This window comes from Pseudomonas sp. PA-7-1E (genome assembly GCF_021605325.1).
GTDB lineage: Bacteria > Pseudomonadota > Gammaproteobacteria > Pseudomonadales > Pseudomonadaceae > Aquipseudomonas > Aquipseudomonas fluorescens_BV.
This window is the reverse complement of sequence record NZ_WKFA01000001.1, coordinates 85,428-104,249: the sequence shown is the minus strand read 5'-3', so window position 1 is coordinate 104,249 and position 18,822 is coordinate 85,428. Positions and strand designations below refer to the sequence as shown.

Annotated in this window: 21 protein-coding genes; 12 read left to right on the top strand and 9 right to left on the bottom strand. The window is 58.4% G+C overall.

All coding sequences use genetic code 11. The annotated features are described in order from the left end of the window. Positions 1-5: 5 nt before the first annotated feature. Both GIW79_RS00505 and GIW79_RS00500 read left to right on the top strand, forming a co-directional pair. Positions 6-263 carry a colicin E3-like toxin immunity protein gene (locus GIW79_RS00505; RefSeq protein ID WP_082430498.1) on the top strand — a complete coding sequence of 86 codons (258 nt, stop codon included), beginning with the start codon at positions 6-8 and terminating at the stop codon, positions 261-263. Positions 264-318: 55 nt separating this feature from the next. Then, positions 319-726: a barstar family protein gene (locus tag GIW79_RS00500; protein WP_309595830.1), complete on the top strand. Its 408-nt coding sequence runs from the start codon at positions 319-321 to the stop codon at positions 724-726. Positions 727-746: 20 nt separating this feature from the next. Here the strand turns inward: GIW79_RS00500 and GIW79_RS00495 are convergent, their stop codons facing one another. Continuing rightward, positions 747-1,121: a c-type cytochrome gene (locus tag GIW79_RS00495; RefSeq protein WP_034128041.1), complete on the bottom strand. Its 375-nt coding sequence runs from the start codon at positions 1,119-1,121 to the stop codon at positions 747-749. A gap of 30 nt (positions 1,122-1,151) precedes the next feature. Next, complete coding sequence (locus GIW79_RS00490; protein ID WP_054897818.1) at positions 1,152-1,583, bottom strand: bleomycin resistance protein; 432 nt, start codon at positions 1,581-1,583, stop codon at positions 1,152-1,154. Between the two features lie 162 nt (positions 1,584-1,745). Between GIW79_RS00490 and GIW79_RS00485 the strand changes: the two genes are divergently transcribed. From GIW79_RS00485 to GIW79_RS00450, 8 genes are all read left to right on the top strand, one after another. Then, positions 1,746-2,108: a response regulator gene (locus tag GIW79_RS00485; RefSeq protein ID WP_003194033.1), complete on the top strand. Its 363-nt coding sequence runs from the start codon at positions 1,746-1,748 to the stop codon at positions 2,106-2,108. A gap of 212 nt (positions 2,109-2,320) precedes the next feature. Continuing rightward, complete coding sequence (locus tag GIW79_RS00480) at positions 2,321-2,935, top strand: biliverdin-producing heme oxygenase (protein ID WP_054922006.1); 615 nt, start codon at positions 2,321-2,323, stop codon at positions 2,933-2,935. Next, positions 2,932-5,175, top strand: a complete 2,244-nt coding sequence (locus tag GIW79_RS00475; protein ID WP_236453772.1) for an ATP-binding protein — start codon at positions 2,932-2,934, stop codon at positions 5,173-5,175. The genes GIW79_RS00480 and GIW79_RS00475 overlap by 4 nt, the downstream gene beginning before the upstream one ends. 267 nt (positions 5,176-5,442) lie before the next feature. Beyond that, positions 5,443-5,664 (top strand): hypothetical protein, encoded by a 222-nt coding sequence (locus GIW79_RS00470; protein ID WP_127881017.1) that lies wholly within the window; start codon positions 5,443-5,445, stop codon positions 5,662-5,664. Positions 5,665-5,821: 157 nt separating this feature from the next. Next, positions 5,822-7,720 carry an alkaline phosphatase D family protein gene (locus tag GIW79_RS00465; protein WP_034128045.1) on the top strand — a complete coding sequence of 633 codons (1,899 nt, stop codon included), beginning with the start codon at positions 5,822-5,824 and terminating at the stop codon, positions 7,718-7,720. 137 nt (positions 7,721-7,857) lie between these two features. Then, positions 7,858-8,871 (top strand): sensor domain-containing diguanylate cyclase, encoded by a 1,014-nt coding sequence (locus tag GIW79_RS00460; RefSeq protein ID WP_236453804.1) that lies wholly within the window; start codon positions 7,858-7,860, stop codon positions 8,869-8,871. 109 nt (positions 8,872-8,980) lie between these two features. Then, positions 8,981-10,234: a 2-aminoadipate transaminase gene (locus tag GIW79_RS00455; RefSeq protein ID WP_236453806.1), complete on the top strand. Its 1,254-nt coding sequence runs from the start codon at positions 8,981-8,983 to the stop codon at positions 10,232-10,234. Between the two features lie 84 nt (positions 10,235-10,318). Beyond that, complete coding sequence (locus tag GIW79_RS00450) at positions 10,319-11,035, top strand: hypothetical protein (protein ID WP_034128720.1); 717 nt, start codon at positions 10,319-10,321, stop codon at positions 11,033-11,035. A 49-nt stretch (positions 11,036-11,084) separates the two neighbouring features. On the opposite strand, the gene GIW79_RS00445 is transcribed toward GIW79_RS00450, so the two are convergent. The 3 genes from GIW79_RS00445 to ptaA all read right to left on the bottom strand — a co-directional run bounded on the left by GIW79_RS00445 (position 11,085) and on the right by ptaA (position 14,334). Further along, a complete protein-coding gene (locus GIW79_RS00445) occupies positions 11,085-12,284 on the bottom strand; it encodes an MFS transporter (RefSeq protein ID WP_169918863.1) in 1,200 nt (399 codons plus the stop codon). A 175-nt stretch (positions 12,285-12,459) separates the two neighbouring features. After that, positions 12,460-13,167, bottom strand: coding sequence for a helix-turn-helix transcriptional regulator (locus GIW79_RS00440; protein WP_054896959.1), 708 nt, complete (start codon positions 13,165-13,167; stop codon positions 12,460-12,462). Positions 13,168-13,251: 84 nt separating this feature from the next. Beyond that, positions 13,252-14,334 carry a pyoverdine biosynthesis transaminase PtaA gene (gene ptaA, locus GIW79_RS00435; RefSeq protein WP_236453809.1) on the bottom strand — a complete coding sequence of 361 codons (1,083 nt, stop codon included), beginning with the start codon at positions 14,332-14,334 and terminating at the stop codon, positions 13,252-13,254. A 211-nt stretch (positions 14,335-14,545) separates the two neighbouring features. On the opposite strand from ptaA, the gene GIW79_RS00430 reads away from it, so the two are divergent. Both GIW79_RS00430 and GIW79_RS00425 read left to right on the top strand, forming a co-directional pair. Beyond that, positions 14,546-15,151, top strand: coding sequence for a helix-turn-helix transcriptional regulator (locus tag GIW79_RS00430; protein ID WP_080757657.1), 606 nt, complete (start codon positions 14,546-14,548; stop codon positions 15,149-15,151). Further along, entirely contained in the window at positions 15,138-16,001 is an 864-nt protein-coding gene (locus tag GIW79_RS00425) for a queuosine precursor transporter (protein ID WP_236453812.1), read from the top strand. The genes GIW79_RS00430 and GIW79_RS00425 overlap by 14 nt, the downstream gene beginning before the upstream one ends. A 107-nt stretch (positions 16,002-16,108) precedes the next feature. Here GIW79_RS00425 and queC read toward each other — a convergent pair whose 3' ends face one another. From queC to GIW79_RS00400, 4 genes are all read right to left on the bottom strand, one after another. Further along, positions 16,109-16,807, bottom strand: coding sequence for a 7-cyano-7-deazaguanine synthase QueC (queC, locus tag GIW79_RS00415; protein ID WP_044268318.1), 699 nt, complete (start codon positions 16,805-16,807; stop codon positions 16,109-16,111). A gap of 152 nt (positions 16,808-16,959) precedes the next feature. Continuing rightward, a complete protein-coding gene (gene cyoE, locus GIW79_RS00410) occupies positions 16,960-17,847 on the bottom strand; it encodes a heme o synthase (RefSeq protein WP_005791249.1) in 888 nt (295 codons plus the stop codon). Between the two features lie 11 nt (positions 17,848-17,858). Beyond that, positions 17,859-18,194, bottom strand: a complete 336-nt coding sequence (gene cyoD, locus GIW79_RS00405; RefSeq protein ID WP_003194051.1) for a cytochrome o ubiquinol oxidase subunit IV — start codon at positions 18,192-18,194, stop codon at positions 17,859-17,861. Then, complete coding sequence (locus GIW79_RS00400; protein WP_003194052.1) at positions 18,194-18,820, bottom strand: cytochrome o ubiquinol oxidase subunit III; 627 nt, start codon at positions 18,818-18,820, stop codon at positions 18,194-18,196. The genes cyoD and GIW79_RS00400 overlap by 1 nt, the downstream gene beginning before the upstream one ends. Positions 18,821-18,822 lie beyond the last annotated feature (2 nt).

Here is an 18,822-nt window from a genome sequence, read left to right as displayed (position 1 = left end):
ACTACATGGGACTAAAAATAAGGTTGGAATGGTTCGACAGAACCACAGAGAGGCTAAGAGGAACGGAAAGTTCAGCGGACTGCGGAGATGACTATTCGGTGATTTCCACGCTCGGGTTGTTGAGCGCAGCGGAAGTCAATAACGGCATGTTTGAATTGCGCAGGGAATGGCTATCAGTGATACAGCCGCGCTTTTCTCATGAAATTGCTCTTTCAGAAAGTGACTACTTCATCGCATTTGATTACGAAGTTTCAAACGAGTAATGACTCAAAGAATTCAGCCTGAGCTATAGCAGATGAAAAAGCAAATGGTGCACAAGTGACCCGTTCCTCCCTCATCAAAATTGACCTTAGCCGCATCCAGAACCACAAAGAACTTCACGCCACGCTGTGCACTTCACTCAACTTTCCCAACTGGTATCGCCAAAACTGGGATGCTTTTTGGGACGCCATCACCGGCTTGGTAGAAATGCCTGATACGCTTGAGTTTTCTGATTGGGATATTTTTTCAGAGCACCTACCCCGCGATGCCAAGATGCTATGGGAGTGCTTGGCTGAACTCGCGACCCTTTTACCCGGACCTTGCGTCGCGGGTTCAGCAAGGCTTTTTTGTAGGAGCGAGCTTGCTCGCGAAAACGTCAACGATCACGCGTGCTTCCTGAATGAATGCGACGCCTGTGAGCTTTTCGCGAGCAAGCTCGCTCCTACAGAGGACAGAGGACGGTGATGCGTGCCAGCCTGGGCATCTCACTTGGGCTGGAATGTCTCCAAATACGCCAGGATATTTTCAATCTTCTCCTGGTCACTGATCCCCCAGAAGATCATCCGCGTGCCACTGACCACCGATTTCGGGTCTTCAATGTAGGCCGCCAGTTTTTCCCGCGTCCACACCACGCCCGAGTTCTTCATCGCATCCGAATACTGATAGTCCTGAGTGGTACCGGCAGGCCGGCCGATGATGCCGTTCAGTTCCGGGCCAAAACCACCCCGCGCCCCCTCACCAATGCTGTGGCAGCCGCCGCAGGTCTTGGTGAAGAGTTTGCCGCCCGCCTCGGCATCGCCCGCAGCGAACGCGGGTGCGGCGATAACGGTCAGGGCGAGGGTCAATAACACATACTTCATTCACGTCTCCCTATCGGCTGTTGCCTTGGATTATGCCTGTTCGACCGGCCTTTCTCCCAGCCGCTGCACCAGACGCACCAGATACCCGTCCGGGTCTTGCACGATGAACTGGCGCTGCCCGGCCTCCACGTCACCGGCTCGGTACCAGGCGTCCTCTACATCGCGGAACAAGGGCCAGCCGATCTGCGCCAAGCGTTGCAGGATGGGTGCTACGGCGGGCACATCGATTTGCAGGTTGATGCCGCGCCCGAATGGGGGCTGCAACGGTGCGGTAAGCCACTGGCCGGCCTCGGGGCCGTATTGTTCGAGCATGATTTGCGCGCCGTTAAGGTCGAGGTAGGCAAAGCCTTCTTCTGCGCGCTGATAGGCAATAGCGAAACCTAACTGTTCGATCCAGAACGCCAGGCTCGCGCCAAGGCGGGTGACGATCAGTTCAGGCACGAGTGGGTTACGGTCGAACATGGCATTCCTTGGATGGCAGGGTGGCGTTCACCTTAACGGATTGTCGTGCCCATGGCTCACAAGCAGCCAAATGACCACCCATCGTTTAAAAAACATCCAATCGAACCTATATACCCAACCCCTACTCCACCTTACTGAACCCCTGATGGTGGAGTAAGGATCATGGCTCAGCCATCGATTTTGGTATTGGAAGACGACGAGATCATTCGGGCGTTGATGGTGGATGTGCTGGAAGACTTTGGTGCGGTGGTGACATCGTTTGCATCGGCAGACGAAGGGATGATTTACCTGGAGCGCGGCGATGACCCGGTGGATTTGATTGTCAGTGATATTCAAATGCCCGGCTTGCTCAATGGTTATGACTTGAGCCGTGTCGTCGCCCACCGGTGGCCTGAAGTACAGGTAGTGCTGACCTCAGGTAATACGAAAATCGCCGCCGAGCTGGGCAGTTCCGTGCGGTTTCTGCCCAAGCCCTGGAGTACCGACCACTTGCTTGAGTGCGTGCAGACAGCATTGACGCACTAGGGCCAGTCCCGGGATTGATAGCAGCGCGATATCATTTCAACCGAACTTGAGGGCTAGTTCTGCGGTCATGTAAGGTGCAGGGAGCGACTTTTCTGATCCGATGGTCAGCCTTTTCGCTTCTGCGTTCAGCTGACGACAATGAGTCGTGTAGAATCGTCGCCCATTTTCACGCGTCATTCATGGCCGACAGGCCCACAGTTCGAGCTCATTGAATGCATTCACAGGCCCATGACGTTAGTGCGCCCTCCTTGTTGGAAACGTTGCGCACGGGCACGGGCCTGCTGCATGTGGCGTTGGAACAGCGCCTGCCGTTTTTTTCCGAGCGCCTGGATGCCCAGTGGTATCGGCGCTTGCTGCAGGCGTACCACGGCTTTTATCAGCCAATGGAAGCGGCGCTGTATGACAGCGGTTTGATTCCCGACGGATATGAGTCTGCGTTGCGTGTGAAAACGCCAACCCTGGTCCATGACCTGCACGCGCTCGGCCTGACTGAGCACGCCATCCATGCCCTGCCTCGCTGTACCCAGCTCCCCGTATTAGACACACCAGCTGCGTGCCTCGGCGCCCTGTATGTGCTGGAAGGCGCCACCCTGGGTGGCCAAGTGCTGCGCCGGGAAATAGCCCTGCGCCTGGATGTGAACGCCGACAACGGCGGTGCCTTTCTCAATGTATACGGCGCCGAGACCGGACGGCGCTGGAAAGATTTCCTCGATTATCTGGGCCGTCAGCCACTGGATACAGATGCCGCCGTGCGCGCGGTGATGGCGGCCCGCTCGACATTCAGCGGCTTTGAGCAATGGCTCGACAGCCAGGAGGTATTGCTATGAAACCCGAAGATTTTGAAGAGCTGCTTGCCAACTGCGCCGACGAACCCATTCGTTTTCCGGGGGCCATCCAGCCCCACGGCGTGCTGCTGACCTTGTCGGAACCTGGCCTGAACATCATTCAGGTAAGTGCCAACGTCGGTACGTTGTTCGGCCACGCCCCCGAGGCGCTGTTGGATCAACCGTTGCACAGATTGATTGGCGAGGAGTACGCCCGGGCCGTGCAAACCATGGCCGAGGACAGCGCATTCCTGGACTCGCCGCCCCTGCTGATAACCTTCAAGGGTGAGCAGTTCGAAGGCCTGTTGCATCGCCATCAGGGCGTGTTAGTGCTGGAATTCGAACCACGGCTCAAGGATTTCAAACCCCGAGCGCACAGTGGCCGCACCAGCGACCTGGGCAAGATGCTGCACCGCCTGCAATCGGCAAAGACCTTGGAGGCGCTCTACGCCATCACCGTCAACGAAATCCAGGCCATGACCGGTTATGACCGGGTGCTCATCTATCGCTTCGAAGAGGAAGGCCATGGTCAGGTGATCGCCGAGGCCTCGGCGCCGTCCATGGAATTGTTCAACGGGCTGTTCTTCCCCGCGTCCGACATCCCCGAGCAGGCTCGCGAACTGTATCGCACCAACTGGCTACGGATCATCCCGAGTGCATCCTACGAACCGGTACCGCTGGTGCCCAAATTGCGCCCGGACACCGGGCAGCCTCTGGACCTGAGCTTCGCCACCCTGCGCAGCGTGTCGCCGATTCACTGCCAGTACATGCAGAACATGGGCGTGTTGTCGTCCATGAGTATTTCACTGATGAAGGGCGACAAACTCTGGGGCCTGATCAGTTGCGGCAACCGTGAGCCGCTGCTGGTGCCCAACGACCTGCGCATGGCCTGCCAGACCATCGGCCAGGTGCTGTCATTGCAGATCAGTGCCATGGAGGCCCTGGAGCTGAGCCGCCAGCGCGACGAGAAAGTCGAAGCGCTGGCGCTGCTGGATCGGGCGATGAAAGCCTCTGCCAATAACGTATTCGACGGCTTGGCCCAGCAAGGCCGACTGCTGATGGACCTGACCCTCTCCGGCGGCGTGGCGATCATCGAAGACAAGCAATTACACCGCTACGGCAACTGCCCGGAACCGGCGCAGATACGCGCGCTGCACAAGTGGTTGCAGGGCGACGGCGCACCGGTATTTTCCAGCCATAACCTGGCCTCGGTTTATCCGCCGGCCGCCGAATACCAGAGCGTGGCCAGCGGCGTGCTCGCCATGAGCTTGCCCAAGCCTGTGGATAACGGGGTGCTGTGGTTTCGCCCGGAAGTCAAAGAGAACATCCACTGGAGTGGCGACCCGCAGAAGCCGCTGAATCTGGAAACCTGCGACGCGGGCATGCGCCTTCGCCCACGCACCTCGTTTGAAATCTGGAAAGTGGAAATGGCTGGTATCTCCACCAAGTGGAGCCATGGCGACCTGTTTGCCGCCAACGATTTGCGCCGCTCGGCCCTGGAGAATGACCTGTCCCGCCAAGTGCTGCGCGAGCAACAAGCGGTGCGTGCGCGGGACGAGCTGGTCGCGGTGGTTTCCCACGACCTGCGCAACCCCATGACCGTCATCTCCATGCTCTGCGGCATGATGCAAAAAGCCTTCAGCTCCGATGGCCCCCACACTTCACGGCGCATTTCTTCCGCCATTGACACCATGCAACAGGCTGCCGGGCGCATGAACGTGTTGCTGGAAGACTTGCTCGACACCTCGAAAATCGAAGCCGGGCGCTATGTGGTCAAGCCGGTGGCGCTGGACGTCAGCCAGATTTTTGAAGAGGCGTATTCGCTGCTGGCGCCCCTGGCCTCGGAAAAGGGCATCGACCTGTCGTTCAATGTCGAGCCTGGCCTGCAAATCAAGGCCGACCCGGAGCGCTTGTTCCAGGTGCTGTCGAACCTGATCGGCAATGCGATCAAGTTCACTCCGCGCCAGGGCAACATCGGCATCAGCGCCATGAGCGCCGGCGAGGAGATTGTATTTTCGGTGCGCGACTCCGGTGAGGGCATTGCGCCGGACGATTTGCCCCATGTGTTCGATCGCTATTGGACCCAAACTGAAAACAACCCCACCGGCAGCGGGCTGGGGCTGTATATCACTCAAGGCATCGTTAAGGCGCATGGCGGCAGGATCGAAGCCGAGAGCAAGCAGGGTCAGGGCAGCGAGTTTCGATTTACCGTGCCGAAGGTGACGATTGAGGCAAACAACTGAGCCATTTGCTGGCAGGGGCAACCATATTGCCCCTGCTGCCCCATAACCGAGAACGGAAAACCAAACATATATTCATACAACATTGCATTTCTTTAACAAAGTTTCAAAATAAAACAACCAAAATCCAACAATAAAACCAACTCACCCATCACAAACAGAAACATAGAACACCTCGCAAAAAACACCGAACCCCACTAACTTACGCCGAGCACTGTTACAGGGAAGAACATGCCATGTAAACCATGCCATTAATAGTGAGGCGTTACCGTGTTCAATTCTATCGGCTTTAATCCCGTCAATACTTACATTTCCCAATCCGCCCCCGACCAAGACACCCAAGCCAGCGAGAAGGTCAACTCACGCTCGAAACGAAGCCTCGATCAAATCGCTCCCGATAATTCGATTAATGACAATGGGGTCACCGCAGACAGAGGCGGCAGACGTAATGGTGGTGGCTTGGACAGTCTCGGCAAAGGCCATGTTCTTTGAGTAAACTTACTTAAGCGCAACTACTAAATAAGTAGCGCCCAGGGCGCTGCTTATTCATTAATAGCCACAACGTATTACTGCCTGACGTTCGTTGACGAAATGCCGACATTTTCAGCGTTATACTGAGTGCTTGTCTTATTAGTGAGCCGATCGCGTCATGCCTGAACTGCAGTCACTTCCCCCCGTACTTGCCGGCCCGTTGCTGCGCCGCCTGGAACCAAAGCGTGTGGTGCTATGGCTGGTGGCGAGCCGGGAACTGAAGCTGGTTATGAGGCTGCAGCACGCTCAGGGATCAACACTGGATATTCACCTTCATGCACATTGTCAAATCGTTCCCGTCGGGCGCCATTCGTTTATCCACTTGATCGATGTGCCCCTGACTGACGCCCTGCCTCTGGATGTAAACATCCACTATGACCTGTTTATTGACGGCTGCGGAATAGCCCAGTGGGCACCCCATCTGCTGTACGCAGGCGCCACGCTGCCCGATTTCGTCGTGCATGGGCGCATCCACCAACTGGTCCACGGCTCCTGCCGCAAGCCTCACCATCGCGCTGATGACGGGTTGCTGTGCATTGATCGTCTGCTGGCGCAAGCTCCCACCGTGGCACAACGCCCCGCCTTGCTGATGATGAGCGGCGACCAGGTCTACGCCGACGACGTCGCGGGGCCCATGCTGCGGGCAATTCATGAATTAATCGCGCGCCTGGGCCTGTTCGACGAATACCTGGAAGGGGCCGTGGTTGACGACAGTGCCGCCCTCTACGGGCATCGCGCCAGCTATTACCATCGCGCCGACCTGCTCCCCGCGCTGGACAGTAACGAGACCTTGCGTGAGCGCTTTTTCGGCGGCGTGAAGAAACCGATTTTCACCAGCAGCACCGCCGATAATCACCTGGTGACCTTTGCCGAAGTGATCGCCATGTACCTGCTGGCCTGGTCGCCCACACCGTGGACACTGATCTCCCCCCAACCGCCGCAACTGAGCGCGCAAGAACAGCAGCGCTATGCCCGCGAACAGATACAGATCGATCAATTTCGCAGTGGCCTTCCAGGGGTCGCCCGGGTATTCGCCCACCTCTCGACCCTGATGATCTTTGATGATCACGACATCACCGATGACTGGAACCTCAGCGCCCAATGGGAAGAAACTGCCTACGGCCATCCATTCTCCAAACGCATCATCGGTAATGCGTTGATGGCCTATCTTTTATGCCAGGGCTGGGGCAACCAGCCCGAGGTGTTTGGCGAACTGGTGAGCCAAACCCAGGCACTTGCCAACCAGGCGCAAGACAACCACCTGGACGCCACACAGCAGGATGAGCTAGTCACCACGCTGCTGAAATTCCAGCAGTGGCACTACGTATTGCCCACCACCCCGGCGCTGGTGGTACTCGACACCCGCACCCGACGCTGGCGCAGCGAGTTCACCCTCAAGCAACCTTCCGGGCTACTGGACTGGGAAGCCTTGAGCGAACTGCAACAAGCGCTACTGGACCACCCGTCAGCCATCATTGTCTCGCCTGCGCCGGTGTTCGGCGTCAAGCTGATCGAGACGGTGCAAAAGGTTTTCAGCTGGTGTGGCTTCCCACTGCTGGTGGACGCCGAGAACTGGATGGCCCACCGCGGCGCTGCCCAAGTGATTTTGAATATCTTCCGCCACTCGCGCACGCCGGGTAACTACGTGATCCTTTCCGGTGATGTGCATTACTCGTTTGTCTACCAAGTGCTGATCCGCCACCGCAACGGCGGCCCCAATATCTGGCAAATCACCAGCAGCGGCATCAAGAACGAGTTCCCGCCGCGCCTGCTGGAATGGTTCGACCGCCTCAACCGCTGGCTCTACTCCCCGCGTTCGCCGCTTAACTGGTTTACCCGCCGCCGCACCATGCAGGTGGTGCCCTATATTCCAGAGCACGCCGAAGCGGGTGAGCGGCTGTGGAACTCGGCGGGCATTGGCCAGGTGTTTTTCAATGAGCAGGGCCAACCGCAAGCCATTTACCAGCACAACGCGGATGGGAAGCCTCGAACAAAGATGATGGCGCCAGAAAAATAGCGTTTCGCCACTCGTCAAAAGCAGCACACCTGCCCTATTCAAAGCGCGCAAGCGCCGATGTACAGTAGCGCCAGCCACGGAGTATCGGCGTCAACCATGACTGGCCTTGGGCGCCAGCCCCCGCAGGAAGCGTGCAGATGGACGATACATCCGGCAAAGAACCGCTACGCCATGAGGTTTCCGACCTTAACGTCGACCTGTTGCACGCCATCATGGAGTTGGTCAGTGATGGCATCTGGGACTGGAATGCCAATACCGGCTTCGTCTACCGCAATCCCGGCTGGTACGAAATGCTTGGCTACTCCCACCACTCCCTGGAAAACAGCGTCTTCACCTGGGAGAACGTGATCCACCCCGAGGATTACCCTCGCGTGATGACGGTGTTCGATGACTACATCAGCCTACGCGCCGCTCATTACCGGGCCGAATACCGTTGTCGCAAAAAAGACGGTACGTACCTCTGGATCGAGGACCGCGGCTACGTCATTGCCCGCAACCCCGACGGTTCAGTGGCGCGCATGGTCGGCGCACACCGCGATATCCATACGCGCAAATGCTCCATCGAACAGTTGCAAAAGCGCAACCAGTCTCTGGAAGCGCTGGTCGCGGAGCGCACGCTTGAGTTGTCGCGCGTCAACCAGCAACTGCAATTACAACTGGACGAAAACCGCTCTTTGGCCGAGCGGGACGCCCTGACGCGCATCGCCAACCGGTACCGCCTGGAAAAAGTGCTGCTGGAGGAATGCGACCGCGCCGAACGCTTCCGCCTGCCCCTGGCACTGGTGGCCATGGATGTCGATGACTTCAAGCCGATCAATGACCAATACGGCCATGGCGTCGGCGACCAGACCCTGATACGGGTAGTGGAACATCTGGAAGCCTGCGTACGCAAAAGCGACTTGCTGGCGCGCTGGGGCGGCGATGAGTTTATGGTGGTGCTGCCCAAAAGCAGCCTGGACGAGGCCAAAGAGTTGGCCGAAAGGATTCGCCATAAAATCAAGGAGGCGGCCCCCTTGGGCGCCTTGAACGTTACCCTGAGCCTGGGCGTGGTGGAGCGGCGCATGGGCGAGTCCCCGGCTGCGCTGATGGCGCGGGCCGATCAAGCCTTGTACCGATCCAAGGCGGCGGGCAAGGATGGGGTGTCGGAATAGTCGCAGCTCCTTCCAAGGTGGAATGACACGGCGACTTTATTTCGTTTGCGGCAAGGCCGGGCGCGCGGCTTAGATAGCGCTGAGCCCACCACTGCCGAGTCCCAGAGCCATGAGTCACGCTAGCATCAGCCAGTCGATTTCCATCGTTCACCCCATCAGCCTCAGTCACGGTAAAAACGCCGAGGTCTGGGACACTGCAGGCAAGCGTTACATCGACTTTGTCGGGGGTATCGGCGTGCTCAACCTGGGCCATTGCCACCCGGCCGTGGTGGCGGCCATTTGCGAGCAAGCGGCCCGGCTCACCCATTACGCGTTCAACGCCGCACCGCATACGCCCTACATCGAGTTGATGCAACGCCTCAGCGCCTTTATCCCGGTGGGTTACCCCGTCAGCGGCATGCTCACCAACAGCGGTGCAGAAGCGGCAGAGAACGCTTTGAAGATCGCCCGTGGTGCCACTGGTCGCACGGCGGTGATCGCCTTCGACGGTGCCTTCCATGGGCGCACCCTGGCGACCCTCAACCTCAATGGCAAGGTCGCGCCCTACAAACAGAAGGTCGGCGTACTGCCCGGCCCTGTGTATCACCTGCCCTACCCCAGTACCGATAACGGCATAACCTGCGCCGACGCGCTGAAGGCCATGGAGCGTCTGTTCAGCGTGGAAATCGACATAAACGATGTTGCCTGCTTCATCATCGAGTCGGTGCAGGGCGAAGGCGGTTTTCTAGCCTTGGACACTGAGTTTGCCCAAGCCTTGCGACGCTTCTGCGACCAGCACAACATCCTGCTGATCATTGATGAAATCCAGTCGGGTTTTGGTCGCACCGGCCAGCGTTTCGCCTTCTCGCGCCTGGGCATCGAGCCGGACCTGCTGCTGCTCGGCAAAAGCATCGCCGGCGGCATGCCGCTGGGGGCAGTGGTCGGGCGCAAGGCGCTGATGGACAACCTGCCCAAAGGCGGCCTGGGCGGCACCTACTCCGGTAACCCCGTCGCCTGCGCGGCGGCGCTGGCGACCCTTGAGGTGATGAGCGACAAAAACCTGCACGCCTGGGGCGTCGCGCAGGAGGCCGCGATTGTGGGTCGCTATGAAGCCTGGCGCGCGCAGCAACTGTCGCCCTACCTGGGCCGCCTCACCGGTGTCGGCGCCATGCGGGGCATTGAACTGGCCCACGCCGACGGCACACCCGCTCCCAAGCAACTGGCGCAACTGCTGGAGCTGGCGCGAGAGGCTGGCTTGCTGCTGATGCCCAGCGGCAAGTCGCGGCACATCGTGCGCTTGCTGGCCCCGCTGACCATTGAACCTGCGGTGTTGGAGGAAGGCCTGGATATCTTCCAGGCGTGCCTCACACAGCTGGACGAATAGCGGGCTGCCTTGACCTGATCCCCTCACCCGCTGAAAATGCCCGACGTTTTTTTGTCTCTCCGCATACTACGCAGTGAAATTTTAATGTCTGATTCCTACACCGAAAAATCCGCCGAAGAATCCGTAGTCGCCCTGTACGCCAAAGCCGAATACGAAAACGCCATCAATCTTTCACAGCATGTGCCAGCCGCCAAGATCATCAGCGAGATGGTGCTGGACGCGTTTCATACCTCCAAGGAAAGCGACCAGATCCGCGAGCTACGCGTTGCCATCCGCCAGGCCCACGATGCCTTCGACGATGACAAAGCCTATGACCTGATGGGCCAGCTCAAACAATTGAAAGACGCCGAAGCCGCAGACAACGCCGCCCTGGAACACCTGAGCAGCCAGTTCTCGATCAGCCGCATCCTGTCCAGCTTCAAGGACGATCCCGAGTTCCAGGAATTGGTCTATGGCCTGGCCCTCAAAGTGCTTAACCAGTCGCACCAGGCCATCAGCAACCCGAGCGCCGGCAAGGGCAAGGCTGCACGCGCCAAGAAAGACACCGAAGTGTTTGTGATCAGCAAGGATGGCATCAGCGTCACCTTGCCGCTGCGCACGCCGCGCTCCAAGCTCAATGTGGACCGCGAAGCGCTGGAGTTCCTGGGTTTCACCTTTGTGGGCGAAGGCAGCGAGGCGGAACTTGCGAGCGAAACCTTCATCGACAACAGCGGCGCCGAGCAACCGGTCACGCGCAAGAGCATCGTGACCGCGCTGCAACAGCAAAGCGCCTTTGACGGCTACGCCATCGCCGCCCAGTAAGTAGCTGACGCAACCAGGCGCGCGCGCAAGGCGCAGCGCCGGTTGCCGTCTACGCCTCTTTATTCCACAACACCGCCGAGCTTTTCATCATCCCCACGGCGATTGCGAACAGCAACAACACACAGCCTGCCAGCAGCCACGGTGACGGCAAGGTTGGCCGGGCCAGCAACATGAACGCCAACGAGGGCGCGATCATCACGCCGATGTTGACGCCCGCCGAGTAGTAGCCAAGGTTGCGGCCCACGCTGTCGCGGCTGGAAATGCTGCTGACGTAGTGGGTGATCGCGGGGAACACAATCATCTCGCCCAGGCTCCACAACACCGTAGCAAGCACCAACAGCGCGCCGACCTGACCAAAGCCCATCAAGAAGAAACCGCAGCCTGCCAGCAACAGGCCAATGATCAGCGAGCGACTGCTCGACAAGTGCGCCATGCGCAGGTTGATCGGCACTTCAAACACAATCACTAGCAACGCATTGATAAAGAAGATGATGCCCACGTAATAGGCCGGCAATTGGGTGTAGTTGATGATGTACGCCGACAGAAAAGTCGGCGGCAATGCGTAAGCCACGTGCACCGGCAGCGCTGCCAACAGGATCACCAGCAGTCGCGAACGCTCATGAGCCGCCACCTCGGGCAAGCCCTCGCCTTTGACGGCGACAGGTACGCCTTGGGTGGCCTGCCGAGACCGACCAAACCGCAGGCAGGCGGCGAAGGCCAGCAGGGACAGCACGGCATTGATGTAGAAGACCGCATCGGCATTGCTGAGGAAGATCAAGCTGCCCAGTAGCGGCCCGATGGCCATGCCGATGTTGATCGCCAATCGGTTGCAGGAAAACGCCACTTTGCGTGACTCAAGATTACTGTGAGCCACTGTCTCGGAGAACGCGGCCGGTGTGAAGGCTTCGTAACAGGCCCCCCAGAGAAACGACAACAGGAACAGCGCGAGCAGGTTATCCACCGAGGGAATGACCAGCAGCAACACCGCGTTGAACAACAACGAACCGAGAATGACCCGGTTGGCCGAAAACCGCTTGATCACGGCGCCGATGATCAGGTCGGTACACAGGGCGCCCGCGCCATACACGCCGACCAACAGGCCTGCCGTGCCTGCCGATATCGCGTGTTGATGAATCAGGTACGCCGCGTAAAAAGGAAACGCCAGGGTGCCCGTGCGGAACACCAGCGTGATCATGAACAATGCTTGCAACCGCGCATTAAGGCCGCGCAAGGCGTGAAAAGTACCCATCAGCGCAGCACGCTGGCACAGGTGTGGAGCAAAGCTGCAGAGCGGCTCATCCGGATGTCCTTTCGCAATGGCGGCGCCGGTGTGTCCGGCGCCAAACTCCATAGCTGGGCAAACTAATGCAGCACTGTGCGGCGAACAAGCTACCCATTTGGACAGGTAGGCGGTGATTGCGGCCTCAGGCCGGGTGGCGGATATAGCCCAATTGCAGGGCCTTGCCGATTGCTGATTTGCCGTTGCTGACCTGCAATTTGCCGAAGATATTCTTCATATGAAACTTGACCGTATGGGAGGTCATCGACGTCAGGAGTGCCACTTCGTTGTAGGTCTTGCCCAGGCTGACCCAGGACAATACTTCGGTTTCCCTTGGGGTCAGCACCGTCTGTTGTTCGACAGGCGCCGCGTGATCTTCCAGGGCCTCGTCGTACATCGAGACCAACAGCATCTGCAGTTCACTTTGATGGGCCAGCACGGTCTCGCGAAATTGCCGATGTTCGCCGAAGCTGCACAGATTGAGCACCGAGTAGAAGCCGCGATTGCCATGCACGATAAAACTGGCGCCCTCGCCAACGGGTTTGTAGGGGCCCGGCACCGGCACCGCCTCATCGGCCACGGCCAGCAGGTGTTCATCACTCCAGAAAAATGGTTTGATCCGCGTACGGGTCAATGAAACCAGCTCGCCACGCCGGTAGAAATCGTCGGCCGTGTCGGAAGGCTCCATGGCCTCGGGGTAATTGGACACAATCTGCGCTTGGTCCAGCGTCGGCCCACACTGGTAGACCTCGAAGTGTCCCAGGCCACGGCGGCTCAGTTCGGTATCGAGCAAGCGGCGCATATCCTCGGGCAGCATGGGCGATTTTTTATCGGGTTGGCCATTAGGTCGCACGGGTGTCTTCCTTGATCATTCAACCCGGTCGAGCATGCAGCATGCCTGGCTTACCTGTCCAGGCAACGGATGCAAACCCAGGGGCTAGACCTGCGCCGCGAACGCCTCGCGAAAGCGCTCCATCTCCTGCTCATTGCCCACCGTCACCCGCACCCACTGCGGCCAGTCCTGCCACACCCGCCCGACCAGTACATTCCGTGCCGCCAACTGCTCAATCACCTGCTCTGCCGGGCGCTTCACGTCGATCATGAAGCAGTTGCTGTGGGAAACGGTGCAGGTAAAGCCCCGGCCCTTGAGCCAGGCGATCGTCTCATCGCGCAATCTGGCATTGAGCGCTCTGCGTTGGCCCACCAGTTGCGCGTCTTCCAGGCTCGCACGGGCGGCCAGCAAGCTGGCGCCGGCCGGGACGTTGTCGCCGCCGAACACGGCCAACCGCTCCAGTAGCGCCGGGTGGCCGATCGCCAGGCCCAGGCGCGCACCGGCCATGCCATAGATCTTCGAGAAGGTACGCAGTACCAGCAGGTCGTGGTGTTCCTTGACCCAACTTACGCAACTGGGGGCGTCGCAGAAGTCGATATAAGCCTCGTCCACAACCAGCACGCTGCCCTTGGGTTTATTCACCAGAGCGTGGCGGATAGCCTCGGTCGAGGTGAGCGTACCGGTCGGGTTGTTGGGGTTGCACAGGTACAGCATGCCGGCCTGTGGGTCCGCGGCGAGCATGGCGTGCACATCGTGGGCATGCTGGGCGTCGAGGTTAACTTCATGCACCGGCGCCTTGATCGATTCGGCCGCCTGGCGCGGTACTTCGTAGGACGGCGTGGCCATCACCAGGCCGCGGGTCTGGCTGGCGAACGCCAGCACCGCGTAACGCAGGGCAGCCATCGAGCCGGCAAATACCCCGATGTTTTCTTCGGCGATGCCCTGTTGCTCGGCAAACAACGCGGCCAATGCATACATGTCCGGGTAAGGGTAACGCCCGGAGGCTGCAATCGCGCGCTGCATCGCCTGGCGAGCCGCGTCTGAAGGGCCGTAGGGGCTTTCGTTGTAATTGAGTAGTACCTTGTCAGATTTCGTCGGCGCCGGGCTGGCAAGCGCCCAATTGAGCTGCCCCAACACAGGCAGGGCCGCGCCCAGGGCGAGAAGGGATCGACGACTGACACGCACCATGGTGACTACTCCTTGTAGAGGCGCGAGGGATTCGCGCTGGCCGTTCAGAAGAGTATGACGAGAAAGCCGTTGCCTGATTTACCACCGAGGCGTATCCCTGCACTCAGTACTTTATTGTTGTAGCGGGCGCATGCAACACTTTCACTGCCGCGAGCCGTCAAGAACGGGTTCTGCCGGCATGGACTGATGACTAAATGGAAGTGGTGAGCACTTGATACACAGACGGGAAAAAACCGAGCACTTGAAGAGCAACATCAAGTACTTGATCAAGAGTCGTGGCGAAACCCAGCTTTCGTTAAGCAGTGCCGCCGGCCTGACCAGGACCACCATCTATAACATCCTGGAAGGCAAGGTCGTTAACGTACAGCAGTCGACGATACGCAAGATCTCTGACTTCTTTGGCGTCTCCTACGAAGAAATCGAGACGATCAGTTTTGAAGCCAAGGAAGTCATCGAGAGCAATGTTTCCCCACTGGGTAACAAGAACCCGGCGGCAGTGCCTGTGCTCAAGGAAAGCCTGCTCATGCAAAGCCTGGGCAAGCGCATTGGTGAGCTGGCCACACTTCATCCGCTGACCTACTACTTTGGCAGCGCCTGCAACCTGATCGGCGTGCGCCTGGAGCACGGGATTCCCGGCCTCAATGAACCGGGGGACTTGCTGATCGTGCAGAAAGGCTCGTCGAGCGACGATAAAGAAAAACTGGTGTACGACCGCGCCACCAAGAAGCTGTTCATCACCCTCGAACCCTGCGGGAACTCAGAGCGTTTGTGTGTCATCGGCGACATCCTTGAGGAGCGCTTCAATGACAACGTCTGAGGGCGCCGTGGAAAACAGCAAATACAAGTTGCTGGGCTTTGAAAACGACAAGCGCCTGGCGGTGATCATGGTGATCGCCACGGGCAAGGTCCTCAAGATCAAGCTGAGTGAAGTGCTCAGCAGTGAAATGATGGACAACTTCAACAAGATGGAAATCAAGAACCTGTACAAGAAGTTCTACTCCCAAGGCGGAACGCTGACCGCCTACGATATAAACGACCGCAATGAAAACTCCTGGATGATCTACATCATCCTGAACTTGCTGCTGTTCACCTTCTATATCTTCACCAGCATTGCCGCGACCAAACCGATTTACCTGGAGTCGTTGGGCATCATCGTCACGCCGGGCACGTTCCTGTACCCGCTGACCTTCTTGATCGTGGACTTGCTCAACGAGAATTTTGGCTTGCGCCTGGCCAGGCGAGCCATTCTGTTTGCGTTTGCCAGCAACGCGATGATCATCATCCTGCTGTATGGCTCCACGTTCCTGCCGGGGCTACCGGGCTGGAAGCTGGATGGGCCTTATACCGACGTGATCCTGCAAGTGTCGTCGGTGCTGGTGGCCTCTTCGGTCTCGTTCCTGGTGTCGGAGAATATAAATTCCTACTTGCTGTGCAAGATCAAGGAGCTGACCAACTCCAGGTATCTATACCTGCGGATATTCCTCAGTTCGTTCTTTGCGGTGATTATCGACAGCTTCCTGTTCTGCTTTATCGCCTTCTACGGGGCGATGCAGACCAGCGACATCCTCAGCATGATCTATGTACAGATCGCGATCAAAGTCGGCTTTGCGTTCTTCAACATCCTGCCGGCCTACGGGGCACGTTCATTGTTCAAGCGCTATCAATAATCCTGTAGGAGCGAGCTTGCTCGCGAAGAACGTCAACGATCACGCAGCGCATCTGGTGGAACGCGGCGCTCTCAGGTTTTTCGCGAGCAAGCTCGCTCCTACAAGGGTTATTTGAGTTGCAACTTGTGCTTGAGGCTCTGCATGACAGGTGTCTTGTTCTGCAGGTAGTCATTCAAGCCCCGAGCGCGCAGGTTGCACGCGTCACACTCGCCACAGCCGGTACCGATGATGCCGTTGTAGCAAGTCAGCGTCTGCTCGCGCACCAGCTCCAGTTGCCCGTGGTAATCGGCCAGGGCCCAGGTCTCGGCCTTGTTCAGCCACATCAACGGCGTGTCCAGGCGCACGTCGTACTCCATGCCCAGCTTGAGAGCCTGGTTGAGTGCTTTGACAAACTCATCCCGGCAATCGGGGTAGCCTGAGAAGTCGGTTTCGCACACGCCGGTGATGACAGTCTCGGCCTTCACTTGGTAGGCGTAGATCGCAGCCAGGGTCAGGAACAGGATGTTGCGCCCCGGCACAAAGGTGCTCGGCAGGCTTTCGCCCGAGCTGTTCACGGTCGGCACCGGAATGTTGTCGCGTGTCAGGCTGCTGATCGCCAGTTCATTGAGCAGGGACACATCCATCACTTTGTGCACGGTGGCGCCCAACTGTTTGGCCAATTTCTGGGCCACTTCGATTTCTGCCACATGGCGCTGGCCGTAATCAAAGGTAATGCAGTGCACTTCGTCATACAGCGGCAGGGCCTGGATCAGACAGGTGGTCGAATCCTGCCCGCCACTGAAGACCATCACGGCTTTTTTACTCATTGCATTGCTTCCTGCATTTGTAGAATGGGGGGTAGGAGCGAGCTCGCTCGCGAAAAACGTCAACGATAACGCAGCGTATCCGGTTTAGCGCAGCGCTCAATAAAAAACCCCGCGCGACTTTCGAAGGCGGGGCTTTTTTACTGCAAGACCACTCAGTGTGCGTAGGTCAGCAACAGCTCTTTCGGTACCTGGAAATCCAGGGACATCATCACGCTGAGCGCGGTGATGGTGAAGATCGAGAACACGAACAGCTTGCGCGCCCAGACGGTGTCGTCCACCGCCTTGTAGCCGGTCCAGGCCATGTACAACCAGTACATGCCCATGGCGGCGGCGACGGCAAGGTAGCTCATGCCGGCGTAGCCACTGAAGGTCAACATCAAGGTCGCCACGAGGAAGGCCAGGATGTAGAGCAGGATGTGTTTCTTGGCCACCTGGATGCCACGCTTGACCGGCAATACCGGAATCGACGCAGCCAGGTAGTCATTGAAGCGGAAAATCGCGATGGCGTAGGAGTGCGGCATCTGCCATAGGCTGAACATCACCAGCAGCACCAGCGCGGCCATGTCGAAGCTATTGGTTACAGCCACATAACCAATCACCGGCGGCATCGCCCCCGACAGGCTGCCCACCAGCGTGCCGTGAACCGACTTGCGCTTGAGGTACAGGCTGTAGAGGCCGACGTAGATGACAAAACCGATCACGGCAAACAGCGCCGCCAACGGGTTGGCCACCTTGTACAACAACACCACGCCCGCAACACCCAGGATGGTCGCGAAGATCAGTGCCAGTTTCAGGGAAATAAGCCCCTGCACCAGCACGCGATTCTTGGTGCGCTCCATCTTGATGTCGATGTCACGGTCGATGCAGTTGTTGAACACGCATCCGGAAGCAACCACCAGGGACGTACCGATCATTGCAGCCAGGAAGATGGCCAGATCGACATGTCCCTTGGAGGCCAGGAAGAAACCGCCCGCCACAGAAAGCACGTTACCGAAAATGATCCCCGGTTTGGTGATTTGGATAAAGTGCTTAAGCGACATCGGGTCTTACCTCACTTCGCCATCATGTAGGTGTGGATGCTGAACATGATCCACAGCGACAGACCAACCAGCAGAACGATCACCAGGCCTGCGAACACAAACGCGATCACGTTCTCGCGCTGCTCTTTGGAGCGGTCCAGGTGCAGGAAGTACACCAGGTGAACCAGAACCTGAATCACCGCGAACGCCAGGACGATCATCAAGGTGATCGACTTCGGCAAGGTTGGGTACATCACCAGGCCGAACGGGATCAGGGTCAGGATGACCGACAGGATGAAGCCGATGGCGTAAGACTTTACGCTGCCGTGGCTCGAATCGTGGCTGTCATGGGAGTGTGCATTAGCCATTACAGAGTCCCCATCAAGTAAACGACGGTGAATACGCAGATCCAGACCACGTCCAGGAAGTGCCAGAACAGGCTCAGGCAGCTCAGGCGGGTCTTGTTGGTGTTGGTCAGGCCGTGCTTATTGACCTGATACATCATCACCGCCATCCACAGCAGGCCAGCGGATACGTGCAGACCGTGGGTGCCGACCAGCGTGAAGAACGCCGACAGGAAACCGGAACGGTGCGGGCCGTAGCCTTCGGAGATCAGCAGGTGGAACTCGTTGATCTCCATGCCGATGAAGCCCAGGCCGAACAGGAAGGTCAGGCCCAGCCAGCTCAGTACGCCCTTCTTGTTGCCCTTGTAGAAGGCCAACATGGCGAAGCCGTAGGTGATCGAACTGAACAACAGCAAGGCGGTTTCGCCGAGCACGTAAGGCAGTTCGAAGATGTCGTGGCCCGACGGGCCACCCGCTACGTTGTTTACCAGTACCGCGTACACCGCGAAGATCGACGCAAACAAGATGCAGTCGGTCATCAGGTAGAGCCAGAAACCGTAGACGGTTATCGGCCCCGAGTCGTGGTGGTGGTCATCGTGCCCATGGTCATCGACATGGGCGTGTCCAGCATTGGTCACTAAGTTCGACATGG